13 protein-coding genes are annotated in these 17099 nt (G+C 38.5%); 10 read left to right on the forward strand and 3 right to left on the reverse strand.

The features are described from left to right. The 6 genes from ACR65M_RS00775 to ACR65M_RS00800 form a co-directional block, all read left to right on the forward strand. A partial coding sequence (locus tag ACR65M_RS00775; RefSeq protein WP_440272294.1) for a PD-(D/E)XK nuclease family protein occupies window positions 1-1302 on the forward strand: 1302 nt, incomplete at its 5' end. Then, window positions 1295-1972 carry a UvrD-helicase domain-containing protein gene (locus ACR65M_RS00780; RefSeq protein ID WP_440272295.1) on the forward strand — a complete coding sequence of 226 codons (678 nt, stop codon included), beginning with the start codon at window positions 1295-1297 and terminating at the stop codon, window positions 1970-1972. The genes ACR65M_RS00775 and ACR65M_RS00780, both read left to right, overlap by 8 nt. Window positions 1973-1978: 6 nt before the next feature. Continuing rightward, window positions 1979-4498 (forward strand): UvrD-helicase domain-containing protein, encoded by a 2520-nt coding sequence (locus ACR65M_RS00785; protein ID WP_440272296.1) that lies wholly within the window; start codon window positions 1979-1981, stop codon window positions 4496-4498. Between the two features lie 76 nt (window positions 4499-4574). Beyond that, entirely contained in the window at window positions 4575-5393 is an 819-nt protein-coding gene (locus ACR65M_RS00790) for an NAD-dependent epimerase/dehydratase family protein (RefSeq protein ID WP_341332199.1), read from the forward strand. Window positions 5394-5788: 395 nt separating this feature from the next. After that, window positions 5789-6361: a YdcF family protein gene (locus ACR65M_RS00795; protein WP_341333554.1), complete on the forward strand. Its 573-nt coding sequence runs from the start codon at window positions 5789-5791 to the stop codon at window positions 6359-6361. A 117-nt stretch (window positions 6362-6478) separates the two neighbouring features. Beyond that, on the forward strand, window positions 6479-7216 hold the full coding sequence (locus ACR65M_RS00800; RefSeq protein ID WP_440272297.1) for a polysaccharide deacetylase family protein: 738 nt from the start codon (window positions 6479-6481) through the stop codon (window positions 7214-7216). A gap of 55 nt (window positions 7217-7271) precedes the next feature. Here the strand turns inward: ACR65M_RS00800 and ACR65M_RS00805 are convergent, their stop codons facing one another. The 3 genes from ACR65M_RS00805 to ACR65M_RS00815 form a co-directional block, all read right to left on the reverse strand. Continuing rightward, on the reverse strand, window positions 7272-8591 hold the full coding sequence (locus ACR65M_RS00805) for a (Fe-S)-binding protein (RefSeq protein ID WP_341332197.1): 1320 nt from the start codon (window positions 8589-8591) through the stop codon (window positions 7272-7274). Further along, the gene (gene glcD, locus ACR65M_RS00810) at window positions 8588-10000 is read right to left on the reverse strand and encodes a glycolate oxidase subunit GlcD (RefSeq protein WP_440272298.1); all 1413 of its coding nucleotides are present in this window, start codon (window positions 9998-10000) and stop codon (window positions 8588-8590) included. The genes ACR65M_RS00805 and glcD overlap by 4 nt, the downstream gene beginning before the upstream one ends. An 88-nt stretch (window positions 10001-10088) precedes the next feature. Next, window positions 10089-11198 (reverse strand): CdaR family transcriptional regulator, encoded by a 1110-nt coding sequence (locus ACR65M_RS00815; protein ID WP_341332195.1) that lies wholly within the window; start codon window positions 11196-11198, stop codon window positions 10089-10091. A gap of 479 nt (window positions 11199-11677) precedes the next feature. Here ACR65M_RS00815 and mnmH point away from each other — a divergent pair, with 479 nt between their 5' ends. From mnmH to preA, 4 genes are all read left to right on the forward strand, one after another. Further along, complete coding sequence (gene mnmH / locus ACR65M_RS00820) at window positions 11678-12742, forward strand: tRNA 2-selenouridine(34) synthase MnmH (RefSeq protein ID WP_341332194.1); 1065 nt, start codon at window positions 11678-11680, stop codon at window positions 12740-12742. A 168-nt stretch (window positions 12743-12910) separates the two neighbouring features. Beyond that, the gene (locus ACR65M_RS00825; protein ID WP_341332193.1) at window positions 12911-14095 is read left to right on the forward strand and encodes a DUF5667 domain-containing protein; all 1185 of its coding nucleotides are present in this window, start codon (window positions 12911-12913) and stop codon (window positions 14093-14095) included. 299 nt (window positions 14096-14394) lie between these two features. Next, window positions 14395-15765, forward strand: coding sequence for an NAD(P)-dependent oxidoreductase (locus ACR65M_RS00830; RefSeq protein WP_440272299.1), 1371 nt, complete (start codon window positions 14395-14397; stop codon window positions 15763-15765). 30 nt (window positions 15766-15795) lie between these two features. Next, complete coding sequence (preA, locus tag ACR65M_RS00835; protein WP_440272300.1) at window positions 15796-17079, forward strand: NAD-dependent dihydropyrimidine dehydrogenase subunit PreA; 1284 nt, start codon at window positions 15796-15798, stop codon at window positions 17077-17079. Window positions 17080-17099: the final 20 nt, after the last annotated feature.

Genomic DNA, 17099 nt, shown 5'->3' on the forward strand with positions numbered 1-17099 from the left:
TATCAAATTAATGAAAAAGTGTTAAATTTAATATGGATAGGTGTTTTATATATGTCTCATTTGGCTAGGTCAGTTCAATCACCCGCCTTTTTGTTTTTGCAATGCTACCGAATTCAATCAGGTGATATTTCGGCAGATTTTACAACTCTACAAAAGAATGTTCCTGGTGTGGATAGAAAACACATAGTAGCTAGTGAAGATTGGTGGACCTACCACATCATAGATTCTCAAACTAATCTTAAAGCGGAATCTGTATTAGCTGGGCATGCAAATATTGCAAGAGGACTTCATGCTGAAAGGATGAGGCAAGACCCTGCCTTCACCGTGTATGAAGGGAAAATAGAAAGTGATACGTCAGAGTTTGATCCTCGTAACAACCAAGATATTACGATTTCTGCAGGAAAACTTGAAAAGATTGCTAAATGCCCATATGCCTATTTTTTAGAAAATGTTTTGAGACTAAAAGTAATTGAGGATATTTCCTATGACCCGACTCGATGGCTTGACGCAAAAACGAGGGGAAGTTTGCTACACGAGATTTTTGAGAAGTTCTATAAAGAAATCAAAGCCCGTAAGGAAAGACCTTCCTTCGAAAAACATATACTCTTGCTAACCAAAATAGCAAAAGAGAGGTTAGAATTTGTAAAAACGCTCGTTCCACCACCAAATGCACGAACGGAAAGACTTGAGAAGGAGGAAATAATCGAGTCGTGTGAAACCTTTTTGAGAATCGAAGAAGAAAATAATGAGTTAGGGGAACCCTTGTATTTTGAATATTCCTTTGGTGAAGACGCACCAGCAGTGATTGAACTTCCATCAGGAAAGGTTCATGTTAGGGGAATCATCGACCGAGTTGATCAGTTACCTGATGGTTCATACCATATTATTGATTATAAAACGGGAAGTAGTTGGGGATATAAGACACAAGAGTTTTTTAAAGGTGGAAGACAACTCCAACATCTCCTCTACACACTTGCAATTGAAGCGCATTTGGGAATAAAAGATGGAGCGGTGAAAAAGAGCTCTTATTTATTTCCAACCCGAAAGGGAGCAGGGAAACGATTTGAACGAGAGCAGGAAGAAGCCACCCGTACAAATGGAAAGGACATTTTAGACAAGCTTCTTTCGATTGTGGAACATGGGCATTTCACGATGACTGATGATGAGAATGAATGCAAATTCTGTGAGTTTAAACAAATATGCAGACGTTCCACATATGACAAAGAAACATTAAAACAAAAACAACAAGACGAGACGGCAAAAGGATTAACAAGTTTTAAGGGGGTGCGCGCCTATGACTAAGGTAATTGTTGATCAAGAGGCAAGAGAAAAGATTACAAATGTATTGAATCAAAACTTTCTCGTAGAAGCTGGAGCGGGTTCGGGGAAAACGACAAGCCTAGTTGATCGAATGGTCAATCTTATATATACAGGAACGGCGAAAATAGATGAGGTTGTCGCGATCACATTTACAAAAAAGGCAGCAGATGAGCTTAAAACACGATTCTTAACCGTTCTCGAAAAAAAGTGTAAAGAAGAATCAGACCTGGATGTAAAATTTCTGCTTGAAAAAGCATTGCAAAATATTGAACAAACCTTTATCGGTACGGTTCATTCCTTTTGTGCTCGATTACTACGAGAAAGGCCAATTGAAGCGGGTCTTGATGTTAATTTTAAGGAACTTGAAGATTCAGAAGATGAAAAAATTGCTGAGGCTGCATGGCTTGTTTACATACATAAGTTAGAACAAGATAACCCACAGAAAGCGAAAATGATGAAGGAACTTGCGATTGAGGAACAGGATTTGTTAGATCGCTTCCGATATATGAAAAACTATCCAGATGTTCATTGGGCTAGTGATGCAGTGGAAAAACCATATCTTGATGATGTGTTTCGTCGTTTTATATCACTTTTATCAGAAGCAAGTCGTTGCATACCAGAGGATATTCCCAAGGGACCCGACAAACTCTAGGAAGCCGTGGAAGAATCACTACGTCAAATAAGATTCAATGCCAAAACGGACTCTCTAATGATTACCATTTTTCGATTGTTTGATAAAAACTTAAAGGTTACGCAGAACCGATGGACTTCAAAAGAAGATGCTAAGGAATATGAAGCTAGAATAACCGATTTTGTTGATGCGCAAATCAAGCCATTGCTGAATAAGTGGAATGAATTTTGTCATCCATTTGTCATTGACTTATTTAATGAAGCTCTAAAAGAATACGAAAAAATGAAACAAGAACGCTCATTAATGAATTTTCAGGATTTATTGATGAAAACAGCAGCCCTTTTAAAGGACAATTCAGAAGTACGTACGTATTTTCAGCAGAAATACAAAAGGTTGCTTGTAGACGAGTTTCAGGATACGGATCCGATTCAAGCGGAAATTATGTTTTATTTAACAGGAGACGATGTTTCGGAACGAAATTGGACAAAGTGTAAACCACGTCCTGGCTCCCTTTTTGTTGTGGGAGACCCAAAGCAAGCAATCTACCGTTTCCGACGTGCCGATATTGATATTTACAATCTAGTGAAGGAACTGATTGAAGCTCATGGTGGTGAAGTTCTTCAGTTAATCATGAATTTCAGAACGGTTGAAACTGTTACAAGCCTACTAAATGGCGTATTTCAGGAGCATCTACCCGAAAAAGAAACAGTCCATCAGGCCGCATACCGTCCATTGTATTCCTATAAAGAAGCAGGTAATTCCGTTATAGCAGGGATTAAGAAACTAGTATTGTCGGATAATTTCGCAAAAAATAAAACGACAACGCTAGATGAAGATGCAAAGTGTATAGCGGGTTATATCCAAAAATTAATCAATGAAGGTCATGAGCCAGCTGAATTCATGATCTTAACTCGTCAGAAAGAGGGTATTGATGTTTACACGCGCGTTTTGGAGGGAGTAGGGATTCCAGTGAGTGTCAGCGGTGAAATGGAAATTGGAACAATTCCCGAATTCATGGACCTTCTTCGCCTTCTCGATGCTCTTGTGGATACGACTGATCAAATTGCTTTCGTTGCAGCACTTCGAAGTGTCTGGTTTGGTATCAGTGATGAGGAACTATTCCAATGGAGACAGGCAGGAGGAGCATTTTCTTTATATTCGGAAACTCCCGAAAGTCTAAATGGAGTAACGAAACAGCATTTTGATGTTGCAATCTCAAAGCTACAACAATATGCCAAATGGAAAACTACCTTTTCACCGCTTGTCGCAATTGTGAAAATAGTGGAGGATATCGGTTTATACCCAATATTCGCCGTTAAAACCTATGGTAAGAGGGAAATGACAAATCTCATCCAAATCCTTGAAGCACTGAGGGTAAAAGAGGAAGAAGAGGCATTAACCTTTAGACAAGCTGTTCAATTTGTAAAAACGCAAATTGAGGAAAAAACAAATGTTATCAGCCTTGAGGAAGACGAAAATGCGGTACGAATCATGAATGTTCATAAAGCAAAAGGCTTGGAGGCATCGATTGTATTCTTAGCCCATCCCGGTAAAAAACCTGAAATTCGCAATAAAATATGGTCCCATATCAAACGTGAAGACAATGGCGCTACGGGGTATTTTATGTTTGGAAGAAAGCATGGTCAAACGACGAAACCTGTTGCACAACCCCTGTTTTGGGAGGAACACTTAGACGAGGAGGAAGCATACTTACTAGCTGAAGAAATTCGCGTTCTGTATGTTGCTGCTACTAGAGCTGAGAAAGCCATGATCATTAGTACATTTGAGTCTAAAAATACGAAAAATCCATGGAGTCTTCTATTAGATGGACTACCTGTGCTCGAGGATATAGATATCCCAGAAGTGATAACGGATGAAAATGACAGAAAGGGAAATATCACAACTCAAGATGATTACAGACTTGAAACACAAGGATTACTGGACTGGCTCGAGGACCGAAAACAACCTTCCTATGCTACATTTAGCCCTTCTGGAGAAAAACAAGATATATTCACGCTCGGAATTGAACGTGAGGAGGGTGGAGGATTGGCATGGGGAACTGCCGTTCATGAGGTTTTTGAGGGGGTCGTTAAAGGTAAAGAAGCTGAAATCGTTATTGTATCCACCATGAAAAAACACGAAATCTCTTTAGGACGAATGGAAGAAATCGCGCAAGTTGTGGAACGTTTTAAACAATCGACGATTTGGGCAGAGCTCAAAATTGCAGATCAAGTTCTAACAGAAGTTCCTTTCACTATACAAATCGATGCAAAAGATCCTTTGTATCAATATGTCAAAAAAAGGGACAATGCTGAGATTGTTTTTGTAAATGGAATCATTGATCTCGTTTATAAACTGAACGGTTTTTGGAAGATTGTTGATTATAAAACAGACAGGCCAAGGGATGTTGAGATGCTACCAGAATTAACAAAATACTATCGAAGCCAAATCGACCTATACCAGCGAATTTGGGAAAGAATCACGGGTGAACAAGTGGCAGACAAACAGCTCTATTTTGTCACCCCAAATAAAATCATGACCCTTTAAACATCTTTTTTGAGGTATGTTTTTTTCTAAAAAACAAATTTTAACAAGTAAGTCAAATCTAAAGGGGACCAATACAATGAAAAAGAAAATTGCCATCATCGGAGGGAATGGATTAATCGGTTCAATTCTGGAAGCAGGGCTTGGTGACAAGTACGACATCACTATTCTCGATAAAAAGGTAGACAACCATCCAAATCACGTCGAGGTAGATGCAACGGATTTTGAAGAACTGATTCATAAAATTCCTGCTGACTGTAATGCACTCGTTAACCTGTTGAATGTTAAAACGAAAAACGATTTTAAAGATGTTACTCAATTTCGCAAAAAGACTGAGATTCATTTCCTTGCATCTTTTTACATTTTTAGGGCGGCAATTGAGCTCGGGATAGCTAAGGTGGTCTATGCAAGCAGCAACCATGTAACTGATTTTTATGAGAATGGTGGAGTTTCAGTATTTGGTCGTGAAATTACTGTTGATGATTATCCCTACTCAAAATCATTATATGGCACTCTCAAATTGGCATCAGAAAATATCGGGCATATTTTGGCTTATGAGGAGGAAAACAATCTTTCTGTCATTAATTTGCGAATCGGTAGTGTCAGGCGTAATGAAGTGGAGGATTTACAAACTAATCCCCGGATAAACAAAACATTACTTAGTCACAAGGATGTGATTCAGTTATTTGATTTAGCCATTCAATCAACGGTAAAATTTGGGACATATTATGGGGTATCAGATAACAAGGACAAACCTTGGTCAACGGTTAATGCAACACGTGAGCTTGGATATGTTTCAAAGATGAATGCGCAGGACGTTTTAGAACAAGCTGATATCAAAATGGATAGTTCACAGCCATATTACGAAGATCTGGAAAATCAAAATTGGCTAAACTAAAATAAAGCTAAGGCACACCAAGTGTAGGATTTTACGAATGGTTTTATACTGCAAAGCTAGATAAAAGCATACGCAAATCTTTTTTACGTATGCTTTTATCGTTTTGTTCCTAAAAAACGATACACAAATGGATGGATTTTACAATTCCTATCACTTTTTGAATGATTACTTCCTTTTTTTGGATTTTACGAATGGTTTTATACTGCAAAGTTAGATAAAAGCATATGCATTATTTATTTAAGTATGCTTTTATTGATTTTTTTCTTAAAATCGATACACAAGTGGTTAATTATTACATTTTTTATCTCTTTAGAAATTACTTCTACTACATTCTCCTTTTGATATAATAATAGAATAACCTTGAAGGGGTTGTTACTAATTTGAAAAAGAGGAAAATGATGCTACTTTTTATTGGAATTTTACTCATTATTGGGGTTGTATATTTCGGAAGTATTCATTATAAGATATCTCAGTACGTGGATGCAGTTCCTCCCAAAAACGCCGATTATTTGATTATTCTTGGTGCCAAGGTGAATGGTGAAATTCCATCACTTGCGTTACAATACCGAATCGATGCGGCAGCCAAATATGCGAAGGAAAATAAGAACACAATCTTAATCGCTTCAGGTGGCATGGGGCCGGGTGAGGATATTACAGAAGCGGAAGCGATGAGAAGAAAGCTTTTGGAAACAGGGATTTCTACATCAAGAATATATCTTGAAGACCGCTCAACAAGTACTTATGAAAATATTAAATTCTCAAAAGAATTAATACCTGAGGATGCGAAGTTAGGGATTGTAGTGACAAATGATTATCATCTTTACCGTTCAGTCCAAATTGCCAAAGACGCTGATTTGAAGGTCAAGGGACTACCGGCAAAAACTCCAAAAATTACTTTGGTAAAAGCATACGGTCGCGAGTATTTGTCCGTAACAAAATATTATGTAGAAAAGTTTTTCCTTAAATAAAATAATCATGCATCACAAATGGCGAGGAGATAATCTCGTCATTTTTTTGTAGGAAACGAATTCCATTGACTAGCCTAATAATTTTCAAATAAAATCCATAAACTACCCAAAAGCTCAATGATAAAAGGGGGCACTTTTTTGGGAAGATGTATAGTAATGGTTGTTCTTTTCCTATTTTTAAATCATTTACCTACAGAGGCAACAGAGCGCTTTGACTTTGAAAAAACGGGTAAGGCTACCTGGGAAGTGAAGACAGATGAGAAGATGGTAGCCATCACATTTGACGATGGACCAAGTCCAGTTTACACACCACAAATTTTAGATGTTTTAGCAAAGCATAAAGCAAAAGCCACTTTTTTTGTTGTTGGAAAACATGCAATTAAACACCCCGAAATCATTCGTCGAGAAGTATTGGAGGGGCATGAAATTGCAAACCATACCTTTAATCATTCAAACATAGTACGTGATTCCCAAAAACTTGAAAATGAGATTGAAATAACCACCGACACTCTTAAGGAAATAACTGGATTTAGCCCAACTCTTTTTCGTCCAGTTGGTGGGAGTTACAATGACGTTATTATTAACACTGCAGCAGAAAATGGATACCATGTTGTGCTATGGTCTTGGCATCAAGACACGAAGGACTGGAAAAATCCAGGGGTTAGCAGGATCACGAAAAGGGTTATTTCAGGTGTAAAACCAGGGAACATCATTCTTTTTCATGATTCAGGTGGAAATCGAACGCAAACCGTTCAAGCATTAGACCAAATACTCACAGAACTAGAGGAAGATGGATATGAATTTGTTACTGTATCAGAAATGCTGTTCCGGACCCAAATAAAACAAAGCAATTAGATATATATGTAAACCAAAGAATCGTCTAGGATTACCAAGACGATTCTTTTTTATCTTATTCAATGGATTCAAGTAATAAATCAACAATATGGACAGCACGGATTTGTTCCGACAAACCTTCCCGTTCGATGCCAAGTTTCATCTGTAGCAAACAACCGGGATTTGCTGTGACAATTGTTTTGGCTTGTGTATCTTTAACGTTTTTCATTTTTGAATCTAATATTTTCATCGACATTTCAGACTCTACAATATTATAGATGCCAGCAGAGCCGCAGCAGCTGTCCGCATTTTTCATTTCCATATAAGTTGCGCCATCAATAGATTGAAGTAGCGTTCTAGGCTCAGACGCCGTCTTCATTACATTTCGCAAATGGCATGAATCCTGGTAAGTGATAACTTGTGCAGGAAGGGAAAGATCTTTTTTATGAAACTCTAATTCTACCAAAACAGATGAAATATCTTTCAGCTTATTCGAAAAACTTTTCGCTCGTTCTGCCCACTGGGGGTCATCTTTTAGTAAGTGGTCATAATCGATTAAAAATGCACCGCAGCCGCCTGCATTTGTGATGATATAATCAGCTTCTATCTCTTCAAATGCCGCAATATTTTGTTTCGCCAGTTCCTTTGCTTTGTTTTTCTCGCCACTATGTCCATGTAAGGCCCCACAACAAGCCTGTGTTTTTGGGATGACAATCTCACAACCAGCCAATTGAAGAAGCTTCATGGTGGCATCATTTGTTTTCATAAACATCGTATCCATTAAACATCCTGTGAAAAAGGAGACCTTTTTCTTTCGTACACCAATTGGTTCAAGATGGTATGGCCTGTTCTTTAGTTCCTTTAAGGATGGCACTTCAGGAAGTACGCGTTCCATTGTCGCAAAGCTATCAGGTAAAAACTTCAAAAGACCACTTTTTTGAATCACTTTTTGCATGCCAGAGCGCTGGTAGACTCCAAGTAAACCTGTTAACGTACGCATCCTATTTTGATGAGGGAAGAGACCTTCAAAAACCGTACTTCTTACAGCTTTCACAGGTAGCGAATGCTTTTTATTTTGATGAACGATATCCCTTGCTTCTTCTAAAAGGTGCCCGTAATTGACGCCTGAAGGACAAACTGGTTCACAAGCTCGACAGCCCAAACACATATTTAGTGATTTTTCAAAGTCTTCATCAGGTTCAATAAGTCCGTCTACAACTGCCTTCATTAATGCAATTCTGCCCCTTGGTGAGTGAGATTCTTGATAGCCGGATTCGATATAGGTAGGGCAGGTAGGAAGACAGAACCCACAACGCATACAGTTTAATAATTCATTTTGGTCCATCCGTGATTGGAATTCTTTTTGGATTTTATGTTGCTCTTGAATCGTTGTCATTTTGAAACCACCACACGTTTTCTAGAATCCTTTGCAAACATTTTGCCTGGATTCATGATGTTGTTAGGATCAAGCCCCGTTTTAATCGCTTGCATCGCTGCAATCCCTGCAGCACCTAGCTTCATTTCAAGATAGGGTGCTTTCATTACGCCGACACCATGTTCACCCGTAATTGTACCGCCAAGCTCAATCGCCTTTTTAAAAATTTCTTCAAATGCCTTTTCAACGCGCTCAATTTCTTCACGGTCTCTAACATCTGTTAAGCAAGTAGGGTGTAGGTTTCCATCTCCGGCGTGTCCAAAGGTACAAATATTCAAGTCGTATTTTTTTGCGATTTCACCAATTGCATTTACCATGTTTGCAATTTCAGAACGTGGTACAGTTGCATCTTCCAAAATGGTAGTCGGTTTTAAGCGTGCAAGAGCAGAAAGTGCAGCCCGCCTTGCTGTACGTAAGGCTTCTGCTTCTTCCTCAGATTCCGCAGATTTCACAGATACTGCATTTTCTTCCTTACAAATCTCTTTGATTCTAGCAATATCTCGTTTTACTATTTCTGCAGGACCATCCTGTTCAATGAGAAGGACTGCTTTTGCATCGGTTGGAAGTCCAATTTTTGCGAAGGCTTCGACCGCTTCAAGAGTAGGTTGGTCAAGGAATTCTAAGGTAATTGGGATGATTTTACTTGCAATAATCTTTGAAACCGATTTTGCTGCCGACTCCAAATCCTGATAAAGGGCAAGAATTGTTTCTTTCGTTTCAGGCATTGGAATGAGCTTAAGCGTGGCTTCGGTAATGATACCAAGTGTGCCTTCTGAGCCGACAAAGAGGCGAGTGAGGTCATATCCAGCAACATCTTTTGCTAGCTTTCCTCCGGTTTTAATAATTTCACCATTCGCCAATACAGCCTCTAGCCCCATGACATAATCTCGTGTTACCCCATATTTAAGGCCACGCAAACCCCCGGAATTCTCATTGATATTGCCTCCAATTGTTGATATTTTCATCGAACCAGGATCTGGTGGATAAAATAAACCCTTCGCCTCTACAGCAGTTGTCACCTCCTGAGTAATTACCCCAGGTTGGACTGTGATTGTTAAATTCTCTTCATCAATTTCTAGTATCCTATTTAAATGTTTAAAAAGAAGGACTACTCCACCCTCAGTTGGACAAGTACCTGCACAGAGATTTGTCCCTGAGCCGCGAGGGACAATTGGAATCTTGTATTCATTACAAACCTTGACGATTTCGGATATTTCCTCTTTGTTTCGAGGAGAAATCACTGCATCCGGCATCGACTGGAATTGTGGTGTCGCATCATACGAATACACAAGTCGACCTGTTTTTGAATCATCGTAATTTTCAGGTCCGACAATTTTAATAAATTGCTGTTTTGCTTTTGTATCAATCATGAGAACGCCTCCAAAAAATCTTCTTATGTATAAGCATAAAAAAAAGCGGATATTTCCGCTATGTAGAAATCCACAAATATTTGTGGCGTTAATCAAAAATTTTTATAGATTTATCCAAAAGTAATATCCCCAGATAAAGTGCTGCTAAATCTGTAAAGTTCTTTGGATGTAAGCCGGTGTGCTCTTCTATTTTATCAAAACGATAAGAAAGAGTGTTCACATGAATATGAAGAGACTCAGCAGTTTCTTTGATGGACTGATTATTTAAAATAAATTCAATTAACGTCTTAACTAGTGTTCGATCCTTATCTAAGAGCTTAATGATGGTACGTCTCACATATTCCGACTGCACATGTCCGCTAGTTTCATGAACAAGCATTTCTAAAATGAGTTCTTCATCAAATTGTATAGAGTCATTCCGTTTTGCAACTTTAAGAGCGCGTTCAGCTTCCTCAAAAGATCTTTTTAGTAAGGGTTCCTCGCTCCCAACTCCAAACGATATCTTTACAGTAAAACTATCTTCTAAATTTCTTTTAATTAATTGAAGAATGTTTTGTGTTTGCTCTTTTGAACGGTCAGTTAAAAGGAGTAGGAAACGTTCATTTCCCCATCTGACAAAAATTTCATTCTCTGTTAAAAATGGACTTTGTTGCAGGTGATTGGATATATCCCGGAGTGGAATTTCTGTTTCACTCTTAATGAAGCCCATTACCACTTGACGTTTAAGATTAAGATCAATATTCAAATGCTCTGCACGCTTAACAAACTCTGGGGTTTTTTCATTAATGTGAAGCCAATCAAACACAAAGGTTTCAAGTGCTCGAGACTCTAATTCCATTTGCTCAGCATAATAGCTCTCTTGGATTAAGAGCTCCGTCATTTTTTTCAAGAGCTCCCCGTATGAGGATACTTTTTCAGGGTTTCCGGTTATACCGATTACCCCAACAACATTGTGCTGATAAAGAATGGGTAAATTGATGCCTGCCTTTACCCCTTTTAGGTGATTTTCCAAGTCTTTTGTGATGATCATTTTCTTTTGTTCCCTACTTGAAAGGAGGGCACCTTCGTGAAAACTTCCGATTCGACTTGAATCCGTACTTGCAATAATCGTTCCCGAAATATCTACGATAATAATATCTTCATCAATTAATCTACGTACTTCTTTAATAATTTTTTTAGCAAGGGATGGTATAAGCATAAAGATTCCTCCGAAATCAATCATTATATTCATTCTATCATTTCAAAAAAATAATGTAATTGCATCTTTAAAGCTAAAGAAGTTATTCTGTTTTATAATAGGAGAGAGAGAATGTGGAAATAGTGTAGATAGACACTTTGGAAGGGATGTTCAAATAGTCCGGTGAAAATTGACACTTCGATAGAGGAACTTCGACTAACTACCGACACGTCCTGTGTCGAACTTCGAAGTCACCACATCCTGTGGAAGCTCGTTGGCTTGTTTTTTCCGTTCCTTGGAAAAGAAAACCACTTTTACGGCGTTCAAAATCGTCTGCTCACGTATCAGTAACATACGTTCCACTACTCAAAACTGCGCCGCCTCGAAATTTCGACGCACAGGATGTGCTAGTGTCGGCGTCGCCACAGGACGTGGCGCCATCGCTGAAGTGGTCCTTTTCAACCTCCAATTTGAACATATAATAGAAGGGAAGAAAATAGATGTTTCAAGATATTTCTGTTGATGAATTACGGGAATTACAGAAGGAGAAACCGATAGCCATTGTTGATGTGCGTTCCCCTTCTGAATTTACTGAATCGAATATACCTGGTAGTGTAAATATCCCCATTTTTACGGATGAAGAACGTGCAGAAATTGGAACAGTTTACAAACAAATCAGTCCAGACGCAGCTAAGGAAAAAGGACTTGAAATTGTTTCTGCCAAGCTTCCTAATTTTATAAAAGAGTTTTCGAAACTCCCTGAAGATGAAAAGGTTGTTTACTGTTGGCGCGGAGGAATGCGTAGTAAAACATCAGCAACCCTTATTGATTTAATGGGAATCAGCTCGAAAAGACTTATTGGGGGAATTCGCGGGTATCGAGAATGGGTGGTAGAAAAACTAGAAGAGGTTGCCACCGATTTTAAACCAAAGGCCTTGGTCATTAATGGATACACAGGCTCCGGGAAAACAAAAATTTTAAATGAGCTTCAAGGTAAAGGATATCCTGTTCTTGATTTAGAAGGGATGGCAAACCATCGTGGTTCGGTTTTTGGGATGATTGGGAAGCAGCCACATAACCAAAAAGTGTTTGACTTGATGCTTGTAGAACGGATTCTGCAGATAAAAAAATCACCATATGTATTGTTGGAGGCAGAAAGCAAACGTGTTGGACGTGCGACTCTACCTGACTTTTTACTGAAATTAAAGGAAGAAGGATACCATATTTTTGTTGACCTGCCGATGGAGGAGCGCGTGTTAAACATTTTAGAAGATTACCGTCCATGGGAGTTTCCAAACGATTGTATGGCTGCCTTCCAACGCATCAAAAGGAGAATTCATACTCCAATTGCAACACAAATCGAGAAAGATCTTGAATCCGGAGATTATCATTCAGCCGTGAAACTACTATTAGAATATTATTATGATCCAAGGTATCACTTCACAGCAGAACAAATACCAGAGGACCGAAGCAAAGTACTGCATGTGAAAAAAGTAGAAGAAGCTACCCAATTAATTAAAGAGCTTATTACAGAAAAAATGTTAAAGTCACCAACAAAGTCCTAATGGAGTAACTAAGACCTAGTGCCAATTGCACTAGGTCTTTTGGCAATCTTTTAACATTTCTATAGACTTATGAATCATCTATTACTTTTTAAGTGATAAACGGACATATATTTGTCAGCTTTCGTCGAATTGCTTTTAACGTAATTTATAAATAGGGGGATCACATAAATGACGAAACGGGATTTCAAGAAAACGATTGTAAGTGGCACAGTAGCATCCGCACTTATTTTATCATTAGCAACACCAGCCGCTTTTGCAAATGAGGAAGGAACTGAGCAAGATACAGTTGTTGCGGAAGAAACGGTTGTAGAAGAAATTCCAGTAAACTATGGGGCTTCTAAAGAAGAGATTGTAGAAGAAAACGTTGGCGAAGAAGTGGCAGAGGAAGAAGCTACTGAAGATGTAGAATCAAATGAAAATGGAGAAAGCACTGAAAAAGAGTCAACTGAGGAGGAAGTTCAAGCTGAAGAAACACCATCTTTAGTACCTGGAGATTTCTTTTACTTTGTAAAACAAATGATTGAAAAAGTACGTCTTGCAGTAACAGTGGATGATTACAAGGAAGCAAAACTTCTAGCTGATTTCGCTGCAGAGCGTATCGCGGAAGCAAATGCATTATTAGTTGAAGGTAAAACAGAAGAAGCTGAAGAGTTACTTCAAAAAGCAATTGAAACTCAAGAAGCTGCAACTGAAACTCTACCAGAATCGGATGAGGTTTCTGACGAAGAAACAGAAGCTACAGAAAAAGATTCTGTTGAAGAAGAAAAAACAGAAGAAGATTCAGTAGTTACTGAAGAAGAAATAACTGTTGATTTAGATGAAGGCACAGAAGTTGAAGTGAAGCTTGCAAATAACATTGACGCATTAACGGCAGCACTAGCAAATGTTAAAAATCCAACTGCTCAAAAAGCGTTAATGAAAAATATTCAAAAATCATTTGCAAAATTAGATAAGAAGCTTGCAAAACTTGAGGGAAAGTCTGAAAAGTTTGAAGCTAAGCATAAAAATGAAGCGATCCAAAAAATAACTGAAGTACCAGTTGTTGAGGAAGAAGTAGCTGTTGAGCCAGTAGTAGTGGAAGAAACAACTGAAACAGATGTACAACCAGTAGTTGCTGCTCCAGTAGTAGAGAAGAAACAAGTAAAAGTAAACGAAAAGCGTGACCAAGCTCTTGAAAAGTCACAAGAGAAAAAACAACAAGCACAAGTTAATAAGACTGAAAAACAAAAAGAAGCAAAAGAACACAAAAATAATAATCATGCGAACAAAAACAATGGCCAAAGCAAAGGTAACAACGGTAAAGGTCAAGGCAATGGTAACAGCCAAGGCAAAAACGGAAACGGACAAAACTAATATGTAACGAATTATTTATTCAAGGGAAGAAATCAAATCGATTTCTTCCTTTTTGTCTTTTACATTATGAGTAGAAAACAACTTTTATCTTTTAACACTCTGTATAATGCAATCATACTAGGTAATAAGTAAAATGGACATAAAGTTCGTATTTTTCGGACAACTGCTCTAGCTTAGTCATAAATAAGGGCAGTTAATACTATTATTTATTGAAAACGCTTTCTATCTATAGGTTTATTTAGTTGCAATGTTGTGGCTTTAAGATATTGCAACTTCCACTATATAAAGGAGGTAAATCTATGAGTCTTTCAAACACAAGAATATCCTATCAGAATTTAAAAATGAATTTCAATGAAGTGAACCCTGGATTAACTGACCGCGAAGCCATTGAAGAATCGAATCGTTGCCTTTATTGCTATGACGCCCCTTGTATTACTGCTTGCCCTACCGGTATTGATATCCCTACCTTTATTAAAAAAATCGCGTCTGGAAATATAAAAGGATCAGCAAAAACGATAATGAAATCAAATCCTATCGGTGCTAGTTGTGCTCGTGTTTGCCCAACAGAGGAACTTTGTGAAGGAGCATGTGTTTTAAATCGTTCTACAAAACCTATCATGATAGGTAACTTACAAAGATACGCGACAGACTGGGCTATACGAAATGAACAGGTACTATTCGAACCAGGAAAGAAAAATGGAAAAACAGTTGCAATTGTTGGGGGTGGTCCTGCTGGTCTTTCGGCAGCAAGAGAACTAGGATTACTCGGTTACGATGTTACTATTTTTGAGGCAGCGGAAAATGCTGGAGGTTTAAACACTTACGGAATTGTCTCATTTAGGCTTCCACAGAACATTTCATTCTGGGAGGTTAAGCAGGTAGAAAGCTTAGATGTAAAAATCCAAACCAATACTAGAGTTGGAGAGGATATTTCGGTAGATGAAATTCTTACTAACTTTGATGCTGTGATTCTAGCAATTGGGATGTCAAAAGTACCTTCACTTGGTATTGATGGTGAAAATTTGGATGGAGTATTTGATGCCATTGATTTTGTAAAGGAAACCAAAACAAAGCCAATTTCGGACCGTTTCTTGGGTAAGAGGGTGGTAGTCATTGGTGCAGGAAATACAGCAATTGATGGAGCGACATGTTCAGTCCGATTAGGAGCTGAAAATGTAAAAATCTTATATAGAAGAACGGTTAAAGAGATGACTGCTTATGATTTTGAATATGAATTTGCCAAACAGGACGGTGTTGAATTTAGATGGCTAACAGCGCCTAAAAAAATTATTGGTGACGAACAAGGCCTTGTTAAAGCAATCGAATGCATCAAAATGGAGCTTGGTGAGCCGGGTAAAGATGGGCGGAGAAGTCCTATTCCAATTGAGGGCTCTGAGTTCATCTTAGAGGTCGATGCTGTAATTAAAGCCATTGGTCAAACAAGATATACAGAGCTTATAGAACAATTCGGTCTTGAGCATGATGGTGGAGTTGTGAAAATTAATCAAGAAACCCTCCAAACATCGAATGAAAAGGTATTTGCCTGTGGCGATGTGATCTTTGGAAAGGGCCAAGGAGAAGCAATGGTAGTTTCAGCCGCACAGCAAGGTAAGGATGCAGCATATGCGATTCACAAGGTCATGTTCGGTGCAGTTTCCGATATTGTGTAAAAAACTAAAAGGTGATAAGGAGGCTTATCAATGGCAGATTTACGAATAAATATAGCAGGTATAGAATCCCCTAATCCATTTTGGTTGGCTTCTGCTCCCCCAACAAATTCTGGTTACCAAGTGCAACGGGCATTTGATGCAGGCTGGGGTGGAGCAGTATGGAAGACATTAGGTGACCCCATTTTAAATGTCACCTCCAGATTTGGAGCTGTTAGTTTTAATGGGCAACTAGTAGCGGGGTTTAACAATATTGAATTAATTTCTGATCGTCCATTAGAGGTGAATTTAAAAGAAATAAAAGAAACGAAAAAGCTCTTTCCCAATCATACAATCATTGCCTCACTAATGGTTGAACCAAAACAGGAAAAGTGGCATGAAATCGTAAAGAGAGTGGAAGAAGTAGGTGTAGATGGACTAGAACTTAATTTTGGATGTCCACATGGTATGGCTGAAAGAGGAATGGGTTCTGCATCGGGTCAGGTACCTTCACTGGTAGAACAACAAACCTATTGGGTGAAAGAAGTTGCGCAAACACCGGTTATTGTGAAACTTACTCCTAATATTACAGATATCACGGCTACTGCAGAGGCTGCTACTAGAGGTGGAGCCGATGCCATCAGTATGATTAATACAATTAATAGTTTAGCAGGAGTTGATTTAGATACGTGGAATACAATTCCACATGTCGGGGGTAAAGGTGCGCATGGTGGATATTGTGGTCCAGCTGTAAAGCCGATTGCCCTTAATATGGTTGCGGAATGTGCAAGAAGTCCTCATATCAACATTCCAATTTCAGGAATTGGTGGAATTTCAACTTGGCAAGATGCAGTTGAATATATGTTGATGGGAGCCTCAGGAGTTCAGGTGTGTACCGCAGCAATGCATCATGGCTTTAGGATTGTTGAGGACATGATTGAAGGGTTAGAAAATTATCTGGATGAAAAAGGGATTGCTTCAGTTATGGATATCGTCGGAAAAACAGTGCCGAGATATTCTGACTGGGGTGACCTTGATCTTAACTATAAAATTGTAGCACGGATCAATAATGATGTTTGTATTAACTGTAATAAATGTCATATTGCATGTGAAGATACATCCCATCAATGTATCGACATGCTTAAGGATGGAAATGGCTACAACATTTTAAAGGTAAGGGAGGAAGACTGTGTCGGCTGTAATTTATGTTCGATTGTATGTCCTGTTGATGGGGCAATTGATATGGTTGAAGTACCAAGTGGATTACCTCCAATGACATGGAATGAGCGGCAGGCGGCACTCGGTGCAGTTAGTTGTAAAATTGACTCTGTAAAATAAAAGCTATTTCGTTCTTTGAG

Source organism: Ferdinandcohnia sp. SAFN-114, assembly GCF_059415045.1.

What these genes read in the sequence shown, in the direction of transcription:
- ACR65M_RS00780 (WP_440272295.1), top strand. Translation starts at nt 1,295, where the DNA reads ATGACTAAGGTAATTGTTGATCAAGAGGCAAGAGAAAAGATTACAAAT.
- ACR65M_RS00790 (WP_341332199.1), top strand. Translation starts at nt 4,575, where the DNA reads ATGAAAAAGAAAATTGCCATCATCGGAGGGAATGGATTAATCGGTTCA.
- ACR65M_RS00795 (WP_341333554.1), top strand. Translation starts at nt 5,789, where the DNA reads ATGATGCTACTTTTTATTGGAATTTTACTCATTATTGGGGTTGTATAT.
- ACR65M_RS00800 (WP_440272297.1), top strand. Translation starts at nt 6,479, where the DNA reads ATGATAAAAGGGGGCACTTTTTTGGGAAGATGTATAGTAATGGTTGTT.
- ACR65M_RS00805 (WP_341332197.1), bottom strand. Translation starts at nt 8,591, where the DNA reads ATGACAACGATTCAAGAGCAACATAAAATCCAAAAAGAATTCCAATCA.
- glcD (WP_440272298.1), bottom strand. Translation starts at nt 10,000, where the DNA reads ATGATTGATACAAAAGCAAAACAGCAATTTATTAAAATTGTCGGACCT.
- ACR65M_RS00815 (WP_341332195.1), bottom strand. Translation starts at nt 11,198, where the DNA reads ATGCTTATACCATCCCTTGCTAAAAAAATTATTAAAGAAGTACGTAGA.
- mnmH (WP_341332194.1), top strand. Translation starts at nt 11,678, where the DNA reads ATGTTTCAAGATATTTCTGTTGATGAATTACGGGAATTACAGAAGGAG.
- ACR65M_RS00825 (WP_341332193.1), top strand. Translation starts at nt 12,911, where the DNA reads ATGACGAAACGGGATTTCAAGAAAACGATTGTAAGTGGCACAGTAGCA.
- ACR65M_RS00830 (WP_440272299.1), top strand. Translation starts at nt 14,395, where the DNA reads ATGAGTCTTTCAAACACAAGAATATCCTATCAGAATTTAAAAATGAAT.
- preA (WP_440272300.1), top strand. Translation starts at nt 15,796, where the DNA reads ATGGCAGATTTACGAATAAATATAGCAGGTATAGAATCCCCTAATCCA.